Source organism: Bradyrhizobium sp. 172, assembly GCF_023101065.1.
GTDB lineage: Bacteria > Pseudomonadota > Alphaproteobacteria > Rhizobiales > Xanthobacteraceae > Bradyrhizobium > Bradyrhizobium canariense_D.
The window spans coordinates 83,811-103,096 of the sequence record NZ_CP064702.1 but is presented as its reverse complement, the minus strand read 5'-3'; the positions used below and the strand labels follow the sequence as shown (position 1 = coordinate 103,096).

General features: G+C 59.3%; 18 protein-coding genes and 2 pseudogenes. 10 read left to right on the top strand and 10 right to left on the bottom strand.

Annotation, left to right across the window (positions count from 1 at the left end):
• Positions 1-29 precede the first annotated feature (29 nt).
• Together IVB07_RS39045 and IVB07_RS39040 are read right to left on the bottom strand one after the other, a co-directional pair.
• Positions 30-854 (bottom strand): phosphoenolpyruvate hydrolase family protein, encoded by an 825-nt coding sequence (locus IVB07_RS39045; RefSeq protein ID WP_247285603.1) that lies wholly within the window; start codon positions 852-854, stop codon positions 30-32.
• Positions 847-2,025, bottom strand: a complete 1,179-nt coding sequence (locus tag IVB07_RS39040) for a Tm-1-like ATP-binding domain-containing protein (RefSeq protein ID WP_247285602.1) — start codon at positions 2,023-2,025, stop codon at positions 847-849. The genes IVB07_RS39045 and IVB07_RS39040 overlap by 8 nt, the downstream gene beginning before the upstream one ends.
• Before the next feature lie 380 nt (positions 2,026-2,405).
• Here IVB07_RS39040 and IVB07_RS39035 point away from each other — a divergent pair.
• Positions 2,406-2,818, top strand: a pseudogene (locus IVB07_RS39035) (IS5/IS1182 family transposase); the annotation flags it as partial.
• Between the two features lie 127 nt (positions 2,819-2,945).
• On the opposite strand, the gene IVB07_RS39030 reads toward IVB07_RS39035, so the two are convergent.
• The 7 genes from IVB07_RS39030 to IVB07_RS39000 all read right to left on the bottom strand — a co-directional run bounded on the left by IVB07_RS39030 (position 2,946) and on the right by IVB07_RS39000 (position 10,428).
• Positions 2,946-3,647, bottom strand: a complete 702-nt coding sequence (locus IVB07_RS39030) for an ABC transporter ATP-binding protein (RefSeq protein WP_247768000.1) — start codon at positions 3,645-3,647, stop codon at positions 2,946-2,948.
• Positions 3,640-4,374, bottom strand: a complete 735-nt coding sequence (locus tag IVB07_RS39025; RefSeq protein WP_247298910.1) for an ABC transporter ATP-binding protein — start codon at positions 4,372-4,374, stop codon at positions 3,640-3,642. Before IVB07_RS39025 ends, IVB07_RS39030 begins: the two co-directional genes overlap by 8 nt.
• Complete coding sequence (locus tag IVB07_RS39020) at positions 4,361-5,398, bottom strand: branched-chain amino acid ABC transporter permease (RefSeq protein ID WP_247767999.1); 1,038 nt, start codon at positions 5,396-5,398, stop codon at positions 4,361-4,363. The genes IVB07_RS39025 and IVB07_RS39020 overlap by 14 nt, the downstream gene beginning before the upstream one ends.
• Before the next feature lie 78 nt (positions 5,399-5,476).
• Positions 5,477-6,697: a substrate-binding protein gene (locus IVB07_RS39015; protein ID WP_247767998.1), complete on the bottom strand. Its 1,221-nt coding sequence runs from the start codon at positions 6,695-6,697 to the stop codon at positions 5,477-5,479.
• Positions 6,698-6,701: 4 nt separating this feature from the next.
• Positions 6,702-7,559, bottom strand: a complete 858-nt coding sequence (locus IVB07_RS39010; protein ID WP_026233434.1) for a branched-chain amino acid ABC transporter permease — start codon at positions 7,557-7,559, stop codon at positions 6,702-6,704.
• A gap of 36 nt (positions 7,560-7,595) precedes the next feature.
• Positions 7,596-9,110 carry an amidase gene (locus IVB07_RS39005; RefSeq protein WP_247298915.1) on the bottom strand — a complete coding sequence of 505 codons (1,515 nt, stop codon included), beginning with the start codon at positions 9,108-9,110 and terminating at the stop codon, positions 7,596-7,598.
• Positions 9,111-9,540: 430 nt separating this feature from the next.
• Complete coding sequence (locus IVB07_RS39000) at positions 9,541-10,428, bottom strand: AraC family transcriptional regulator (RefSeq protein WP_247767997.1); 888 nt, start codon at positions 10,426-10,428, stop codon at positions 9,541-9,543.
• 245 nt (positions 10,429-10,673) lie between these two features.
• On the opposite strand from IVB07_RS39000, the gene IVB07_RS38995 reads away from it, so the two are divergent.
• From IVB07_RS38995 to IVB07_RS38970, 6 genes are all read left to right on the top strand, one after another.
• Positions 10,674-11,609 carry a ribokinase gene (locus IVB07_RS38995; RefSeq protein ID WP_247767996.1) on the top strand — a complete coding sequence of 312 codons (936 nt, stop codon included), beginning with the start codon at positions 10,674-10,676 and terminating at the stop codon, positions 11,607-11,609.
• A gap of 336 nt (positions 11,610-11,945) precedes the next feature.
• Entirely contained in the window at positions 11,946-12,776 is an 831-nt protein-coding gene (locus IVB07_RS38990; RefSeq protein ID WP_247768018.1) for a 3-methyl-2-oxobutanoate hydroxymethyltransferase, read from the top strand.
• A gap of 109 nt (positions 12,777-12,885) precedes the next feature.
• Positions 12,886-13,881: a sterol desaturase family protein gene (locus IVB07_RS38985; protein ID WP_247767995.1), complete on the top strand. Its 996-nt coding sequence runs from the start codon at positions 12,886-12,888 to the stop codon at positions 13,879-13,881.
• 154 nt (positions 13,882-14,035) lie between these two features.
• On the top strand, positions 14,036-14,356 hold the full coding sequence (locus IVB07_RS38980) for a Rieske 2Fe-2S domain-containing protein (protein WP_247298923.1): 321 nt from the start codon (positions 14,036-14,038) through the stop codon (positions 14,354-14,356).
• Between the two features lie 28 nt (positions 14,357-14,384).
• Positions 14,385-15,260, top strand: a complete 876-nt coding sequence (locus IVB07_RS38975) for a sugar phosphate isomerase/epimerase (RefSeq protein ID WP_247369473.1) — start codon at positions 14,385-14,387, stop codon at positions 15,258-15,260.
• Positions 15,257-16,492 carry an FAD-dependent oxidoreductase gene (locus tag IVB07_RS38970; protein ID WP_247767994.1) on the top strand — a complete coding sequence of 412 codons (1,236 nt, stop codon included), beginning with the start codon at positions 15,257-15,259 and terminating at the stop codon, positions 16,490-16,492. Before IVB07_RS38975 ends, IVB07_RS38970 begins: the two co-directional genes overlap by 4 nt.
• 350 nt (positions 16,493-16,842) lie before the next feature.
• On the opposite strand, the gene IVB07_RS38965 is transcribed toward IVB07_RS38970, so the two are convergent.
• Positions 16,843-18,192, bottom strand: a complete 1,350-nt coding sequence (locus IVB07_RS38965; RefSeq protein WP_247767993.1) for an IS701 family transposase — start codon at positions 18,190-18,192, stop codon at positions 16,843-16,845.
• Positions 18,193-18,463: 271 nt separating this feature from the next.
• Between IVB07_RS38965 and IVB07_RS38960 the strand changes: the two are divergent.
• The 3 genes and pseudogenes from IVB07_RS38960 to tnpB form a co-directional block, all read left to right on the top strand.
• Positions 18,464-18,649, top strand: a pseudogene (locus IVB07_RS38960) (transposase); the annotation flags it as partial.
• Positions 18,650-18,697: 48 nt separating this feature from the next.
• Entirely contained in the window at positions 18,698-18,886 is a 189-nt protein-coding gene (locus IVB07_RS38955) for a hypothetical protein (RefSeq protein ID WP_247368318.1), read from the top strand.
• Complete coding sequence (tnpB, locus tag IVB07_RS38950) at positions 18,883-19,236, top strand: IS66 family insertion sequence element accessory protein TnpB (RefSeq protein WP_007601228.1); 354 nt, start codon at positions 18,883-18,885, stop codon at positions 19,234-19,236. The genes IVB07_RS38955 and tnpB overlap by 4 nt, the downstream gene beginning before the upstream one ends.
• Positions 19,237-19,286 lie beyond the last annotated feature (50 nt).

Below are 19,286 nucleotides of genomic sequence, written 5' to 3'. Positions count from 1 at the left end.
TCCGCCTCGCTGCGGTGTTTCTTTGAACGTCAGTGATGTCGCGGAAGGGGAACGGCTTTGAACTCCTCTGCCGCCGCTTTGACCGAGCGTTCAATCGGTATTCGTTCGATTGAGGAGGCCCCGACAAAGCCGACACACTCGGTCGACCGATAGACCTCGAACGTGTGCTGGGGCTCCGCGACCGCCCCACCATGACAGAGCAGGATGACGTCCGAGCGGACCGCTTGCGCGGCCGCGTTGATCTCGTTGATGCGCCGGATCGCCTCCTGGATGGACTGGCCCTCCTCATGGCCCACGAGCCCGCCGCGCGTCGCGCCGACATGTGGGACGATGCAGTCGGCTCCGCTGCTTGCCATGGCTTTGGCATCTTCGGGGCTCGCAACGTAGGCAAGCGAGAAGATGTTCTTCTTGCGGGCAGTCGCAATCATCTCGAGCTCGCGCTCGAAGCCAAGTCCAACGCGACCGCGGCGGTCGCGCCATTTCTCTCCCATCGTGGAGATGGTGGGATAGTTGATCACACCGGAGAATCCGGCGGCTAGGAAATTGTCGAGAAGATCGTCGAGATCGAGCCGCAGGGGATCCCAGGCCTCGACGCCGCCTATGACGGGGACGGAAGACACGACGTTGCGGATTTCTGCCGCAAGCTCCAGCGTACGCGCGTTGGAGTCACCGATACGACTGGTGGGGAGCCCCATGAGCCGCGAGAGCCCAGTAGAGTAGACCACCAGCATATCCGCCCCTCCGAGTGCGGCGCATTTTGCGACGAGGCCGCAGCTGCTCGCCGCGGCAAGGATCGCTTTTCGCTCCGCGACCTGACCTGCAAGCCGCGAGAGAATGTCGGTTCGCTCAAACATCCGCACGGGACGAGCCTCCTTGACCTAGTTGTTTGAGGAGCCACGTCACGGCGGCCTCGGCAAATTCGGGGTCGTTGATGTGACAGTCCAGCTCGCAAACAACGATCTCTGGCCGGAGATTGTCCTTAACTGCCTGGAGCCATGCCCCATCGGCATCGGCATCGCGAAAGACGCCACCCTCTCGGTCGTAATCGGACACGCCTTTGGCTGGCCAAAGCACGGCTGCCGGCCCGCGTGCTTGCGAGAGCCGCTCGGCCGTAACCCGGCCGATTTTTGCGCTCTCCGCAGGCGTGGTTCGCATCAGTGTCGTGTACGGTGTATGTGAATAGAATTGGCGGCCGCGAAATTGATCGGGAACGCTGGCCGGTGGACCAAAATTGACCATGTCGATCGCGCCGGGCGCGATGATTTGTGGGATTGAGCGGCGCGAGGCCGCCTTGAGCCGATCGGGCCCGGCGCTGGCCGTGCCTCCCATGAGTTCATCGGCCAATTCCGTTGTGGTCAGATCGAGCACGGCATCGAATTCGCCGGCAGCAATCAGCTGCTCCATTTTGCGACCGCCAGCACCGTTGGCGGGAAAAACGATCGCGTCTGCGCCGGCCTCTGCAAGACGTGCCACGCATTGAGTTGCCGCGGGCGTCGTCACACCGAAGGCCGTGATCGCAACAATCTTTCTTTCGCACCCATGCTTGGCCGGCACATAGCGCATGGCCGCAATGGCTCGGCCTGCATTCTCCAGCACCCTTGCCGTGAACGCGTTAATGCCGAAGAAATCGACCAAGGTTGGATAGAGCATGATGTCGTTGTGAATCGCGAGTTCGGCCAGGAGCGCTGGTCTTGCACTGGTCACCAGCAGCTTGGGGAAGCCGTAAGGCAAATCAGACACGACCTCGCCGAAAACAGCGCTTCCCTTTCCTCCTGCAATGGCCACAATCGCGCTGATTGCGTCCGAGGCGAGCAGGCCAGCCACCTTTATGCGGGTAGCTGCGGCAATCTCTTTCAGGAGCTCGGCGGGCGAGGCTGAGCGCGCGCGGCTCGCGTCAGTTGCGTGGGCGGCCTTCACCTCATTATTCGAGGTCCCGATATCGATCAGGATGGTCTTTCGGCCGCATGTTTGGATGATGTCCGAGAGGAAGGATGCTTCGGGGCCTTTGGTGTCCAGCGTAGCCACGATTGCAACCGCGCCTGAGGCGCCGGCCGTAATCCCAGATCGATTACCATCCCGGACCGACCCCTGGTCGCCCGTGCAATGGTGAGACACGATCTTCCTCCCGGATCATTTTTAATAGCATGTGGTCTAAACCGAGCCGACGCTGGCTATAACATCGGCGAGGAGTGTGATTGGGTAAGATTGGGTAGATGCCCTGAAACGGCGGCCTATAGGAAGACTGCCGGCCTCCCCTCGGCTTTTCTCAAAAGCGCGTCCTTCTGGAAATTGATGTAGCGTGTCTGTGGGCTCGACCAAGCAATCCTGCTGTGTCACAGCCCTGGAACGAATCCCTCATCCAGGTTGCGTTGCGCTTGCAGGGGCGCCAGTTCGCCTCCATGCCACCGCAGGTGGAGTGCATTCGGCAAAGGCCGCCGCGCTCTACGAATTGGACGTGAGGACCTCCGTCCTCAGCAACAAACCGCCGGGCCCGTGGTGGGCCTATTCGTGCTGCACGCCGGCGCAATGCCCGCCCCCTGCGAAGGTCACACGTTTGTGGGACGTCATCGACTGCGCCGAGACACTCTGTGGCGGTGCGATTGAGCGGGCCTATGTCGACAGGGGCACTGCGGTGACGACGCACAAAATCCACCTTCGCGTCTTCATTTCCGGGAGAAGCGCGGCGTCTTCGGTGTCATGAGGCGAGAGCTGCGCCGCCGCTTCCCCATCACAAAAGCCGAACGTGACCTCGGCCACGTACCTCAAGTGCAGCGCCGACGATGCCGCAAATGTCATCCTCTCAGTCGTTGGCCACAACGTGCCGCCGCATCCTCGCTGACAACAACGCTTGAGCGGCCTGTTCGCCGACTGCTATGGCGAACCCTCGCCTGCTCCGCCAAGCTCACTTAGCGAGTGAGTTAACTATCTCGGACTGGCGCTAGAAACTAAGGTGCGAGGTACCGCAGAAGTTCCGGATTGCCGCGGACATCGCCTGCCGCGCCGTGCAGCGCGATGCGGCCGCGATCGAGTACGTACGCGTGGCTCGCCACGCGCAAAGCGAGATCCAGGTGCTGCTCGACGATGATCACCGCGATCTCCTTGGTGAGCGCAGTCAGGCGTTCAGTAATCTCCTCGATCACGCCGATCCAAACTCCCTCGGTCGGCTCATCCAGCAGCAGCAGCTTTGGGTTTCCCAGTAGCGCACGCCCGATCGCTAGCATCTTACGCTCGCCGCCCGAAAGAGTGCCAGCTGCCTGATCCAAGCGGTGGCCGAGCTTGGGAAAGATCGTCAGGACCCGATCAATCGCCGAAGCGTCGGTGTTGGAGAGCGATCCCACTGCGAGATTATCACGTACCGAGAGGCGTGCGAACACCGAGTGCTCTTGCGGCACATAGCCGATACCGGCGCGCACACGCTGCTCGGTCCGGAGGCGATTGAAATCGTGGCCATCAAAGAAAACCTCGCCTCTCCAGCTTGGTAGCTCGCCGACGATGGCCTTCATCAGCGTAGTCTTGCCTGCACCATTCCGGCCAAGCACGGCGACACCGCCGCGCCTGGGAATGCCGAGGGTAATGTCAAACAGCACCTGGCTGCGGCCATAACCCGCGTCAAGATGCCTTAGGTCGAGGAACTGTTGTTTAAGCACGGCGTAAGTAGATCTCCTGGACACGTTTGTTGGCCTGGATCTCCGCGACGCTTCCTGTCGCAAGCACCTTGCCTTGGTCGAGGACGGTGAGGCGGTCGCAGATATCGCGGATGAAATCGAGATCGTGCTCTACGATAACGAGAGAGCAATGCTCCTTGATTGGTCGCAAGAGTTCGCCGGTGACGCGGCGCTCCTCCAGACTCATGCCTCCGGTGGGCTCGTCCAACAGCAGCAGCCGGGGCTTGCCCGCGAGCGCCATCGCAATCTCCAGCCATTGTTGCTGACCATGAGAAAGCGCTGCTGCGGCATCAAACGCACGATCAGCAAGACGAAACTGGGTGAGCATCATCATGACTTGGTCGTGCAACTGTCTGCGGCTGCGCGAGAACACAAGATCAAGAAGCGAGCAGTGCCCCTGCAGCGCGAGCAAGATATTGTCGTAGAGGGTGAGGGTTGGCAGCACCGATGTGATTTGGAACTTCAGGCTCATGCCAGCCCGAGCGCGCTCGGTGGGCGTGAATGCGGTGATATCAGTGTTGATGAAGCTGACCTTGCCTTGGGTCGGCACCTCCGCCCCGGCAATGCACTTCATCAGCGTGCTTTTGCCCGAGCCGTTCGGCCCGATCAAACCGTGGAACTCGTTCTCGCCGACCGTGAGAGCCGCGCCATCGAGTGCCGTAAGCTTGCCAAAGATCTTTCCAATGCCTGCGGCTTCAAGAAGCGGCATGATGCTGCGCCCTCTTCTTGTTTTGCGCTTTCGCGGCGAAGCCACCCACGCGCTCGCGGTCCGTCAACACTATGCTGATAAGCCCGAGCGGCCGGAAAAGGATCACGAGTAGCAGGAGCAGGCCCAGAATGATCGGCCAGATGTCGCGGTAATTGTCCGACAGCCAGAAGGAGAGGCCTTCGACAATGGCCGTACCGATCACCGCGCCGATCAGCGTGCCGGAGCCGCCGAACAGCACGTAGAGCACGACCTGCGTGGAGACCACAACGCCGATCATATTGGGCCACACAAAACCCTCGTGGAAGGCATAGAGGCTACCGGCCAGGCCTGCGATGGCGCCGCTGATCGCGAACACTATGGCCTTCAGATGCTGTGTCTTATAGCCGAAGAAAGCGATGCGCTGCTCGTTCTCGCGGAGTCCTGCGAGCGCGAGACCGAACTGCGAGCGCACCAGGAAGCGGCATGCTAAGTAGACAATGACGAGAAGCCCCAGTGCGAGATAGTAAAAGATCGGCCCTTCCGAGAGTTCGTAGGAGCCGAGCGTCATCGGCGGAATCGAGGGAATGCCGTTCTGGCCGCCAAGATAGTACCAGCCTCGCGCGAGACGATCGGCGGCATAGGCGCCGGTGAGCGTACCGAGCGAAACGAAGATCACGCTGGCTGGATGCCGGCCGAGTAGGAGGAAACCACCGAGCAGCAGCGCGAAGACGAGGCCGATTAGTGTGCCCGCCGGCAGCACTAAAAGGATTGAGGTGATGTCGAGATCGCGTGCAAGCAGCGCGACGCCATAGCCTGCCGAGCCGAAGAAGAGGGCCTGCCCGAAACTCATGATCCCGGCATACCCCCACACCAGATCGAACGAGAGAGCGAAGAGCGCCAGGATCACGACGCGAGTCGCAAACACCGTAAGATAGTCGTGCAGCATCACCGGAAGGACTAGTGCTCCAATCAGCACTAGCCCTTCGATGATGAGCAGGACCCGTCGCGCAGGGCCAACTTGCCCTGCAAAGGCGGTTTCCGCCATTTCAGCCGTCGCACAATTCACTTCTAATGTGGGCACCGATGGCCTCTCTACCGCGCTCATCGCTTCCGCCGCGACTCGTCAGCATTCCCTGGGATCAACAAGCCCATTGCTACGTTCCACGATTTCAAACTTCCCGCTTTTGCACACCGCCGTGTACATGTTCATCTTACAGTGCCGCTTGCCCGGCACCATCTCGGCGGGTCCGCCCGGACCTTCCGCGATCTTGGCGTGATCGAGCGTCGCAGCCACCGACTCGCGATCGACCTTCCCGGCTTCCTTGACCGCGGCCTCCCAAAGTTTCAGACCGCGATAGGTGCTGGGCGCGGCACTGCTCGCGGCAAACAGGGAATCTCCAGGATAGTCCTTTTCATAGGCCGCCTGAATTCTGGCGGAGACGGGATCATCTTTGGCGACTGCTTTGTAATAGTCGAGGCAACTCGCAAGCCCTTCCATCTCATTGACCGGATGGAGGCTAAGATAATTCTCATCCTCATTCACGGCAGCAAGCCGTCCGCCGTTCTTGAGATAGCCCGCTTCATAGAGCTGCTTGAATAAGGGGCCGACACCGGGTGGAATGACAGTGTTGAAGACAGTGTCGACCTTGTTAGAGATAATCCCGTGGACAGTAGCGGAGAAATCGACCTGGTCGAGAGGATAATACTCCTCGAACACGACCTCGCCGCCATTTGCTTCAATCAACTTACGGGCGTATGCATTCAGATTACGCGGCCAGATATAGTTAGAACCTGGAAAGGCAAACCTCTTGCCGCCGTTTCTGATCAGCCAAGGGATAAATGTGTCGCATTGCTGCGCCGGTGTGGCGCCGGTGCAGAACAGGTATGGTGTGCATTCCTGACCTTCATAGAATTGTGGATAAATATAGAGCGTCTTGCCCCGTGATACGATTACATCCTTGATCGCGTTGCGCATCGAGCTCGCGAGGCCGCCGAGGACCATGTCCACCTTGTCGCGCTGGATCAGCTTGCGCACATTGCCCACCGCCACCGATTCATTAGAGGCGGTGTCTTCGATATAAAGCTCGAGCGGCCGGCCCAAAAGTCCGCCGGAATTGTTGATTTCCTTGATCACCATTCTGGCGACGTTGGCATCCGCCTTTCCGGCAAAGCCGATTGGGCCGGTGAGATCGATCGCGATGCCGACCTTGATGGGGCCTTCGGCCGCATTGGCCCAGTCGGGGCGGATCACCCAACTGCTGGCTCCTGTGGCGATCGCACCAGCCGTGAAAGCGAAGTTCGAAAGGAAACGACGACGTGTGAGTTGGACGCGATCAGCAATCATATGACTACACTCCCCTTTGCGCGATGAGGCCTTGCGGGCGGAACTTGATGAAACAGATGGCAAGCACAAAGACGAGCACGTCGGCGACTACCGGTGCCACTGCCCAAGGTAGCGCCGCGGTAAGAGCGCCGATTACGCCGGCCCCTGCCACCGGTCCGATGAAGGAGCCGACGCCACCGACCATGACGGCAACAAATCCCTGGATCAGAAAACGAATTCCGAGATCGGCAAATAGATCGAAAACCGGCACGATAAGCGCACCGGCGAGCCCCGCTAACGCTGCGCCGAAAGCAAAGGTGGCGCCATAGATGAACGTCGTCGAAACGCCAGAGGCGCGCGCCAGCGCTGGATTTTCCAGCGTCGCCCGAACGCGCAGGCCGAAGCTCGTGCGCGACAGGAGCAGATAGCAGGCCCCCATCACCAAACCCGTGATCACGAGTATCGCGAAGCGCCAGGCCGAGATGTGCATAGTGGCGATAGCGATAGATCCGCCAATCGGCTCCGGAACCGTCAGATAGAAGCCGCCAATCAGGCCCCGCACCGTTTCTCGGATGATAAGACCGAGGGCATAGGTGCCGAGCATCGCCACGATCGGTGCCGCATAGAAGCGGCGGATAATGAGTGCTTCGAGTACAAAACCCAGCAATCCGACGAGGATCGGTGCGGCCGCCATACCGACCCAAACGGGGAGACCATGGCTATAGGCGAGATACGTAATATAGGCACCGAGCAACACGAACTCGCCTTGGGCAAAATTGAAGATGCCCATCATGCTCGCTATCACTCCGAGGCCCAGTACGATCAGGACCATGATCGCGCCGAAGCTCAGAATGTCGAATGCCGCCATGAATGCGTTAGTCATATGTTGCGATCCACCCGGACGCCATCGCAGCCCGTCTCACATCTTCTTCCAGTCGCCCATCTGTTCGAAAGCATGGGCGGCGCGGTAGACGGTGGATTCCTCGAAGTAACGACCGACCAGCATCAGGCCCACTGGTAGGCCGTCGACCATTCCGCAGGGCAGTGACATGGCTGGATGATGCGTAATGTCGAATGGCGCGGTATTGGTGAACATCTCGATCGCGCGAGTGAAATAGTCTTCGCGACTGGCGCCGGCAGGCGGCAGCGGCGTTGCCTTCATCGGCGTCGTCGGCATGAGTAGAAGGTCATAGGTCTCGAGAGCCTTGTCGTATGTTGCAGCGAGGCGGCGGGAAATATTGACGGCCTTGCCGTAAAACCTGGAACCAAAAGTGTTGTTGATGTAAGTGCCGAGCAACAGGAACAGCTTGTTCGTCTCGGACAACGAGTCTGCCTGCCGCCGCCACCCGCGATGGAAATCCATCAGTGAGGTCGGGTAGAGATCGCCTCGGCTGAGACCATAGCCGTCGCCGAACATCATGGTCTGGACGGCGCCCTCGGTTCCGATCGGGGTCCAGATCGCCGCCCCCAGGAGATGCATCGGAATGGAGACGGTCTCAACAGTCGCACCAAGATCTTTAAAGCGCTTGGCTGCCTCGCGCACGCTTTCATTGACCGCAGCCTCCGCGGACGGCTGCTCGAAACCTTCCTTAAGGATGCCAATCTTCATCCCTTTGATGCCTGCACCCAAGGCCTTGGTGTATTCGTCAACCTTTGGTGCCTTGATGCGCGAATCGTAGCCGTCGTCACCGGCGATCACCTCGAGCAGCAGCGCGTTATCGGCCACTGTTGCCGTGATCGGTCCGGTGTGATCAATAAAGACCTCGATCGGCATGATGCCCGTGTAGGGAACGAGACCCCAGGTCGGCTTCATACCGTATGTGCCGCAGAACGAGGATGGCATGCGGATCGAGCCGCCCTGGTCGCCCCCGATCGCCATGTCGACCTCGCCCAGCGCGACCACAACCCCGCTTCCCGAGGAAGAACCGCCGGCCGAATAGCCCATCCTGTGTGGATTATGCACCGGACCGGTCGCATTGGTGTGGCTGCCACCCGAGAGACAGAAGGCCTCGCAGTGAACCTTGCCGGCAATCTCGGCACCAGCATCGAGCATGCGCGTAACGATGGTGGCGTCGAAGTCGGGTACGTAGCCTTCGAGGGTGGCCGAGCCATTCATCATGGGCACCCCGGCCAGCATGATGTTGTCCTTCAGGGCCACCGTCTTGCCCTTGAGCTTGCCGCTCGCCGCGCCCTTCACCGTCGACTTGCGGTACCAGGCGTTGCGCGGGTTCTCCTCCGGTGACGGCCGATAGCCCGGAGTGCGTGGATATTTGACCACCGGCAATTCGTCGGGCATTGCAGCGACGAGATTGTACGCTTCGAGCGAGCCCTGCATCAGGCCTAGGAACGAGGCAACGTCCTCATCGGTCAGTGAGAGACCACACTGTTCGGCGATGCTACGAAGCTGGGTTGGCGTGGGAAGGGCGACTGACATGAGGCTCTCCTAAGAAATTTCATCCCGGCATTTGGACGTGCCGCCCATCGATTATTCTACGATGGCCACTTACTCGCCACATACTGCGGAGCAAGTGCATTCGCCCAAAGTGGGCGCGCAACGTGATCTGGGTAATTTTGGGTAAAACGGCTTCGGGTGCTGAATGCATTTGGGTGCGGAGCCCCTGCCGAGCCGCCAAACCTTGCCACTTCCTGTCGCGGTTAACGCGAGCAGCTCGTTTTTGACGAAGCGGCGCGGCGACACAAGCAAGCCAGCGTCGTCAGCTTAGAGTTGCAATGTGGCAGCGATCTGACAGAGCAACGCAATGCATTAGCGGCTTAGTTTCCGCAGGGAAACATCCAGCTACTTCACGTTGGAGATGTGCTCCAAACATTTAATGGCCAAACGTTGAAAGCTGCAACGTATCGATTCAATTCCCTTCGGCGCGCCGCCAAGTACGGGGGGCCGTGCCAGTGCTGCGCTTAAATTCACGACTGAAGTGATAGACGTCGCAGAAACCGCAGCGTTCGGCGATAGCATCGAGCCCCGCGTCAGTTTCCAAAAGTAACTTTTGCGCCATCAAAATACGCTCTCGGATCAGCCAGCGCCGCGGACTGATCTGTAGATACCTTTGGAATAGCCGCCGTGTTTGTGCGGCACTGAGACCGGTGACGGAGGCCAGTTCCTCGGCATGCCAGGATCGCGCTGGAGCCTGCCGCATCTTTGAGACGATGGCGCGCAATGGGGCTGGAAGACGAGACTCACCGTGCGTAGGTGAAGGCGCTGCTATGAGGTGCAGCAGTTCTGCCACAAGGTGATTGAGGGCCATATCGACGTTATCATCTCGAGCGCGCAAAACACCAAACAGCTCTTCGAACCACCGGTCGATGTTGTTCGGCGCCAATATTGTTGCGAGGGTTGCACCACCGCCGAACACCTTTCGCCGAATGGCTGCACAGTTTGGTCCGTCGATCCGTACCCATAGAACGGTCCAGGGATCGCTCTCGTCCGGCCAGTGCGCATGCGGCGTCTCGTTAGCGATCCACATCAACTGATTGCGCCCAACACTCAATGTCCTCCCCTCGCTGGATACGAAGCCATGACCCGCTGTGCAGTAGAGAATGTCCTGGCCCGGATAACTATCTCGCGCGATGTGATGGTCAGGGGCAGTGATGACTTTACCAGCCCTCAGCACCGTAAAGGCGCAGCGAGTCCAGGCGACATCAGGCAGGACATACTGATGGCTCTCAGGGAAAAGTGTGCGCTGCAGTATTTTTACCATGCGTGTTTTATATAAATCAGCGCGTGCTTTGTCCATTTCTACGCACGAGCTGCACATCTATGCTCGCTCACAACGACTAATAAGCAAACTCGCCGATGGGCATCCTGGATGCACGTTTTGTATCCTTGGGCGGCTGCTGCGAGTATTCAGGGAGGAGCTGGTGTCAATACTCAGCGCCCGCGAACAGCGCCGTCACGCTGAGCGCCGCATTTCCCTTATGCCGATCTCGTGGAGGCAATCCACACAAGCGCGGGCCTTAAGCACCTTCAAGGGAGGAATCGATGGGTAAACCGAAAATCACCGTCGTAGGCAGCTTCGCGGTGGGACTTACCATTAGGGCTCCGAACATTCCCGTCTTCGGCGTCACAATGCTCGGCAGCAGTTTCGATATGGGGCCTGGCGGAAAGGGCTCAAACCAGGCGGTTGCGACCGCGCGGCTGGGGGCGGACTCCTCGCTGGTGGCCATCATCGGCAGAGACAAGTTCGCCGATATCGCAACCGATCTGTTCAAAGCCGAGGGCGTTGGTACAGCGCATGTCAAGCAAATCGCTGAGAGTCCGACGGCGGTGGGCTTCATCATTCTCAACGAGCGCGGTGAGAACTTCATCATCATGGACTATGGCGCAACCAACGCTATGGACCCGGCTTATGTAGATCGCGCCGAGAGCCGCATCCGGGAGAGCGACGTCGTCATGGCGGTGCTCGAACCCCCGGTCGAGGTAGCAATGCGAGCCATGGAGCTGGGCCGAAAACACGGCAAGAAAACTGTCCTTAATCCAGCTCCCGCCGCGCCGCTTCCTGATGAGATTTTCCCGCTAGTCGATTACCTGACGCCGAACGAGAGCGAACTTCGTATTCTGCTCGGTCTACGGCCGGACGATCCGCGCCCTTCGCGCGAGCTAGTGGAGATGCTGCGCAAGCGCGGCGCCGCCAATGTCATCGTAACCCTTGGCGACCGCGGCGTGCTCATTGTGACCGACACGATCGATACAGCCATCCCAGCTGCCGAGGTCGACGTCGTGGACACGACTGGCGCTGGCGACGCGTTTAATTCCGGCTTCGCCGTGGCTCTGGCCGAAGGACGGGATGTGATCGAAGCGGCGCGGTTCGGGGTTTGCTGCGGCGCCCTGGTCTGCACCAAGCTCGGGGTCATTCCTGGCATGGCAACACGTAGAGCAGTCGACGAGATGTATCGTACAAGTTTCGCGTCGGCTTGAAAGGATTCAGAATGAGCCTGAACCACATGCTTCCAGGTGCCGACTTGGCCTGCTCTGTCGTCAAGAGAGGCATGAGCGAGGTGAGGATCGGCTGTGAGCCACCATATCCAAACCCGCCGCACTTCGTTTGGCATGGTCTCGCTGTCGCTGCAGGGCATCCGCATATCGAACCATGTGCACAGTGATGGCCGGCGGCTTGACGACTTTGTACATGGACACTCGACCGAAGGACGACACGCAGTTGATAGGTGGCGAGGCGACCCTCCGAAATTCCTTGACAGGCGCCGGTTCGACGCGCCGGACCTTTGGCAATAACTTTGAGAGCTCGTGAGCAAGATGCCGCGGATTTACGATTGGGGCGCGCGCGAAGCTGAGCGCACGGTGACCGTAGCCGATCTGTGCGCGGCCCGAGACTCGGGCAAGCGCTACACTCAAGTCACCGCTGAGACGGCGGACGAGGCAGCAGCTGCGGAGGAAGCTGGTGTCCAGATGCTGGTTGCCCGCGCCCGCAACGTGGAGGCCGTGCGCAAGGGTTCGAAACGGCTTTTCGTCACTGCGGCGCTGGGCTTTGCCGATGCCGTAACCCGGGACGATATCCTACGCACCGCATTGAAGGCGCTGACCGACGGCGCCGATGCGGTGATTACGGCACGCGGCATGGCGACCGTCTCTATGCTCGCGGCCGAAGATATCCCGGTCGTGGGGCACCTGGGACTCGTTCCAAGGAAATCGACCTGGGTCGGAAAGCTTCGCGCTTTCGGCAAGAATGCCGACGAAGCCTTGACGCTTTTTCATCGCTTCCGCCGCCTCGAAGAGGCCGGCGCTTTTGCAGTCGAATGCGAGGTTATCCCCGCCAGAGTCATGGCAGAGATCCGTCGGCGAACCGGACTGGTGACGGTTTCGCTTGGCTCCGGACCTGATGCGGACGTTATCTTTCTCTTCACCGAGGACATATGTGGTGGCGAAGGCCGGCGGCCCCGGCACGCCCGGACCTATGGAAACCTGCAAGCGTTGCAAGAGCGTGTCAAGGAAGAGCGTGTGAAAGCCCTCAGTGCATTTCGCGCTGACGTCAGTGCGAATGCGTTTCCGGGGCCGCAGGAAACCTCGATTATCGACGACGACGAATTCGCCGCGTTTATGTCAAGGCTGAAGCAAGAGGGCTTTTGAGTTCTGATCTGAGTCTCGTGCGGGCGATGACCGCGATGATGTCTCGGCGCCTGAGAATCTGGCCGCATAGGCGAGCTTCTCTCTTCAAAACGTTGATGGAGTAGCAAATATGGATGACATCTTATACGGGGCGCGCGACAAACGCGGGAATTGGACACCGAACAAGAGGCCCGAACGCGCGCCGATTTTTGTCTGGCCAGTGGAACCGAAGAAAGTTATTCGTTGGTTGCCGGGGTACTTCTTGCCCTGGAATACCCTCTATTTCGTGATCTCGCTTGTATCGTGGATCTATCTGACACCCGCGCTTGATACAATGCGGGAATTCCGCGCTGACTGGATTTTGCTCATTCTGCTGCGCAACGCTGGGCTAACGCTCCTAGTCTATGGCAGCTTTCACTTCATCCTCTATATCCAACGGCGCCAGGAAACCAACTTCAAGTATAATGCAAAGTGGCCCGACACCGACAATACGGCCTTTATGTTCGGGAGCCAGACGGCTGAGAACGTGTTTTGGACCATGTGTAGCGCGGTGCCAGTATGGACCGCATACGAGGCGGCCACCTGGTGGCTCTACGCTAACAGCTATCTGCCGTACGTCGATTTCGGACAGCACCCGGTGTACTGCGCCATCCTCGTGTTGGTGATGCCGGTCTGGCGCGAGTTGCACTTCTATCTGATTCACCGGCTCATTCATATCGGGCCGCTGTACCACATCGTACACAAAGTACACCACAAGAACGTAAACCCGGGGCCGTGGTCGGGCTTGTCAATGTCTCCCCTTGAACACATCGCCTATTTTTCCGGCGTGCTGATCCATTTCGTCGTGCCCTCCCACCCGGTGCATGCAATGTTTCAGCTCATGCACGCAGGGTTGTCCGCCGCGAAGTCTCACACCGGTTTCGACCGGGTGGTGGTGGACGATGCGAAAGCCGTCAACACGGACAACTTCTATCACTACCTCCACCACAAGTATTTCGAAGTGAACTACGGTGAGCGTCGCATCCCGCTCGACGAGTGGTTCGGCACAGCTCACGACGGTTCTCCGGAAGCGGACGAGAGGATGTACAAACGCATAAAGGCCAAGAAGTGGGCGCGCGGCAGTTAGCTCTGATGTTGCGGAATGTCCGTCCGGCTCTCTTCTTACGAGCACTGCGCACGCGCGGGAGCCTCCCGTCCGCCCGCCAAGGACATCTGCGCCGGTCGCGGATTTGCCAAGGCATCGGTGCAATTGTTGCGATTTAGATTTAGAGGGATACGGAATGACCAGCCAAGGAGAATGGGTTTCCGCCTGTGCTACCAATGCATTGATGCCAGAAGAGACCCTTCGCTTCGATCATGGTAGCCGCACGTTTGTTATTGTTTGCTCTCCCGAGGGAGACTACTTCGCGATCGATGGCCATTGCTCCCACGAGAAAGTCCACCTAGCGGATGGCATCGTCGACGGCGGAATCATTGAGTGTCCCAAGCACTTCGGGACCTTCGACTACCGAACGGGCGAGTCGCGTGCTTTGCCCGCATGCGTCGACTTGCGCAGTTACGAGGTGAAGGTCGAGAACGACACCGTCTTCATCAAGCTCTAAACGGAGCCAAAGGGCGGAATGCAGGACAATGTCGAAGCAGAGCTTGCTTATACTACAGTCCCTTTGGGCGATGGAACGGCGCCAGCCCGACGGGGTCGAACGTTCCATCGATCAGAACATAGCGATGATCCAAGAAGCCGGGTTCGACGGCATTAGCACCTCGTGCACTGATCCTGCGCGCGTCGCCCTGATTGCACGTGCCCTAGACGGCTCGGGACTTGCAGTCGAGGGTATGTGCTTCCCGCAGACGATCGATCACCTGAAAGCTGCCATTGACCTTGCTCGGCGCCTCGACGTCGTGCATCTCGACGTCCAGCCTGACATTCGCCCGCGCCGTGTCGCCGACTGTGTCCCGCTGCTGGAAGGCTGGATCAGGGTGGCGCAAGATGCGAACATGCCGATCTACTTCGAGACGCATCGCAATAGGATGACGACAGATCTCCTGTTTACACTCGAGTTGATGGATCAGGTTCCCGAGATGCGGATGCTTGCTGATCTCTCGCACGTCCTATTGGGCCGCGAGTTTTGGTATCCGATCTCGGACGAAGACGAAGCGCAGGTGCGGCAGGTGCTCGACCGCACCTGGGCATTTCATGGCCGCGTTGCATCGCGCGAGCAGATACAGGTTGAGATCACGTTCCCTCAGCACAAAATCTGGTTGGATCTGTTTCTCTATTGGTGGAAGTATGGATTCAAGAGCTGGCAAAGGCGCGCTGGTGCGGATGCCCGTCTCGCTTTCGTCTGCGAACTTGGTCCGCAGCCTTATGCAATTACCGACCGACAAGGCAACGACAGCACAGATCGTTGGAAGGAAGCTCTCTTACTCAAATCCCTCGTGCGCAACGTGTTCGAGAGTCTGGCAAACGATGCGCCGCCTTCAACTGGCGATCGGGTGGCCACTTGAGTGCAAAATCCACAATAGTGATTGTCGGCGCGGGCGAAGCCGGCACAGCCGCCGCCATCGCCCTGCGCGAACGTGGATGGCGGGGCAGACTGGCCTTAGTAGGCAACGAAACTATACTGCCATATGAGCGCCCGCCTCTATCCAAGGCGCTCCTGCTCGACGAAATGAACCCTGGACCCAAGCTGATTGTGACGTCACAACGCCTTGCCGAGTTGGAAATAGAGTATCTCCAGGGAAGCGAAGCGGTCTCAATTGATCGCGCGGCCAACATGGTTACGCTCTCAAACGGCTCAGCGATAGCGTATCACCGTCTCCTACTGGCCACGGGAGGCCGACCTCGGAAACTGAGCGTTCCGATCGCCGAAGGAGCCGAGGTGGCGACACTACGGACGTACGAGGACGCCACGCGCATCCGCCATGTCATTGGTCAAGGATGCGACGTGATCGTGATCGGAGGCGGCTTCATCGGGCTTGAGGTTGCCGCGAGCGCCGTCTCGAGAGGTGCTTCGGTGACCGTACTCGAGGCAGGATCGCGGCTACTTACGCGGGCAGTGCCAGCTTCTATGGCCGAGTTGATCAAAGCCAAGCACGAACGTTCTGGCGTGCGCATCGAGATAGCCGTGATCGTCGAACGCATCGATAGGAGCGAAGGCCGTTCCAAAGTGGTAATGGCCGACGGTCGCTCGCGTGACGCCGATCTCGTGATCGTTGGGGTCGGCGCGACGCCGAATGTCGGCCTTGCGCAAGCGGCGGGACTAGCAATCGAGGACGGTATCGCTCTGGACGAGACGCTCGCGACTTCAGATCCGCACGTTTTCGCGGCGGGTGACTGCTGTTCGTTTCCTCACCGCCTCTACGAAAAGCGAATCAGGCTGGAGGCCTGGCGCAATGCCCAGCGGCAAGGTGCGGCGGCTGCGGCGAACATGTTGGGCGAGAACCGTCCTTACGAGGACGTTCCTTGGTTTTGGTCGGATCAGTACGACGAGACACTGCAAATCGTGGGCCTCGTTCCGGAAGGAGGAATTCCCATAATCAGAGACTTTGGTGCGAGGGCTCAGATCTTGTTTTACCTCGCAGTAGATGGACGCCTGGTGGCCGCATGCGGATTCGGGAGCCTAGGTGTCGTAGCGAGAGAAATTCGTGCCGCCGAAATCATGATCGCGAGGCGGCTTAGACCTCCAGCAGACGCGCTCGCAAGCCCCGAGATGAACATGAAGAAACTAATGGGTTAGAATAGAATTCAGTATCCGAGACCGCCTCAGCGCCGATCCTGATTGCAGCCGGAGAACTGGCGTTAATCCGATGCCTATGCTGCTCGCCGCTCGGGCGCGCTACGCGGCTGGCTTATGTGGTCCTCAATGACGCTGGAGCTATACGAGCGCGGGGTAGAACGGCTGGATGCTGATCGCTGCGCTCCCTGCGCCAATCAGCTTGCGCTCGACGTCGCGCCAGGATCCATCCCCGGCCGACTTTGGGGGGGCGCCGCGGCCACGATCGAATGGTCCTAGATACGAGGACCGAAAACCTGCCCGGAGTGCCCGCCTAGCACTACTTTGGCAGAATGTGTTTTCGCCGCTGTTTTTCAAGGATTTGCTTTCGGCAATGTGGGCACTGCTGGGGCGGCGGCCGAAGGATGAGATCGACGATGGCGTGACGTACGGCGGGCATAGTCGGTTGAGGCGGAGGCCCGTTGATTCTTTTTTTTTCGCCCCGCGTTTGCGAGGCGACGATGTTGCAGGAAGGCGTAGGCAATCATTGTCATAAGGGCGTGGCGATGAAGACCTTGCCATGATCGCCCTTCGAAGTGATCAAGTCCAAGTTCCTCCTTCAACTGTTGATGCGCCTGCTCACAAATCCACCGTCCCTTGATGGTGGCGGCCAGCGTGCGCAGATCCGTCGTCGCCGGAAGATTGGCGAGATAGTATTTCTTCTCCCCGGAGGCACGTTGCTCGCCAATGAGCCAGGCTTCGTCGCCTGGGAGATGCTGCTGACCTTTATCCCATATCCGCTGCGGAGGGCCGTCGGCGGTGCGGACACGGAGAGCAGCAAATCGGGCTTTGAGCCGACCTTTCGTCCCGCTGCGCCAACTCACGGTTTTCCATTTGGCGCTGGCCAGCATTTGTTCTGCCGCAATCGATAAGATATCGGGCACGTGGTGCTTTCGTGGTTTGCCACGGGCTTTGGTGATCGGCCAAATGAGCTTCACATCGACCGGATACACTTTCTGGTGCCGAGGGATACCGACCGCCCAGGCCAGCCCGCGCTCTGTTAGCCCTTGTCGAAACGGCGCGCTGAGGCCGTATCCTGCATCCGCCAGCACACATCCAAAGCGTATGTTGGCTGCCATCGCGCGGTCAATCTCGGCCAAAGCGATCTCCGGCTTGGACCGCGGCGTTCGGTGTTCGACTGGCACGCGAGCGCGCTTCAAGCGAGGCATGTCGCTTGTCCAGCTGTCAGGCAGAAAGAGACGTAACGCGACCATCACGGGCACTTCCCCGCGCGCAAGCGTTAAAGACACCAGCGTTTGGCAATTTGCAGTTTTACCGAGAGCCGACGCGTATTGAGCCGCAACACCGACCGATCGCTCACCCTTTTTCGGCAGTGAGGTGTCATCAATAACCAGCACCGCATCCCTGCCGCCGACAAGTCGGTCCGCCTGGTTGAGCAGCTCTGTCTCTAGCGGCGTCGCGTTCCAGACGCCGTCCGCAATGAAATGGTGCAACTGGTCGTAGTTGCTCGTGGCAAGGCGTTCCGCCATCGGCTGAACGCTCTTGCGATCGCCAGGACCGATCAATCCCGCAACATATAGAGGACACATCCGCTGTCGGGTCTTATGACCCAGCCGGTCCAAGAACGGCATCAGCCAGCGTTCGAGTTCGTCTTCCCATCCCGGCATGGTCAGCCCTCCAAGAGCCGACCACCCATGAATCATTGAACAATTGATTCGGGAATCCTATAAATCGCGGCAAAATCAACAATCTGCCAAAGTAGTGCTAGGGCCTCGTCTAGGACTACGACTATCGATCACAAACGTCTATAATCTGCGGATGACCCTCGATCCAGAGCAGGCCAAATCTCCGTGTTGCAATCGGTCTGAATGAGAAGGGCCCCGTCAGAATGCGGGTAAGCGCGAAGCCGATACCCTTGCTTCAGAATTCGAATGAACGTGCGAAAGAAGCCTCCGGCTTGGACGGAGGTTTCGGATGGGATTGGACAGCAAAAAGGACGTCCATTTGGACGGCTCAACGAGGCGATCGGTGAGCCGGCTGGAGGTTCTTGAAGGACCATCGGGGCGCCGCGTACGTTCGGAAGCTGAGAGAGCTCGGATCGTCGCCGAGAGTCTGTTACCCGGTGCCCAGGTGTCCGAGGTGGCGCGCAAGCACGGAGCGACGCGCTGGCAAATCTACGATTGGCGGCGGCGGTTTCGACAGCGAGGCATGTTGTCGCCGCGCGAGGTATCGCAGCCGACATTCGCGCCGCTAGTCGTGGAAGGTGCGTTGGAGGAGCGTCAGGTTCCGGCGATCAAGCTTGAGATCGCGATCGGCGATGTCGTGCTGCGGACGGACACAGCCATAGATGGCGAGCAGCTGTCCCGTGTGATCCGCGCGATGCGAGCGTCACGATGATCGCGGCCGGTGCCGATCTGAAGATTTACATCGCGACGCGGCCGATCGACTTCCGCTGTGGCCACGATGGGCTTGCGGCGAAGGTGCAGGAGATGCTTCGTCTCGACCCGTTCAGCGGCGCAGCCTTCGTGTTCCGATCGAAACGAGCGGACCGGATCAAGATTTTGGTCTGGGATCGAACGGGTCTGGTGTTGGTGCACAAGCGTCTTGAAGGTTGCAAGTTCGTTTGGCCAACGATCGCAGACGGCGTGATACGGATATCGCCGGCGATGTTCGCAGCCCTGTTCGAGGGGCTGGATTGGAGGTTGGTCCGCCCGGAAGAAGCGCGGCGTCCCCAGGCGGCTGGATAACTGCGGCAGAATGACTCGGAAGCTATTTTGAATGTGGCACGCGCGGCGGC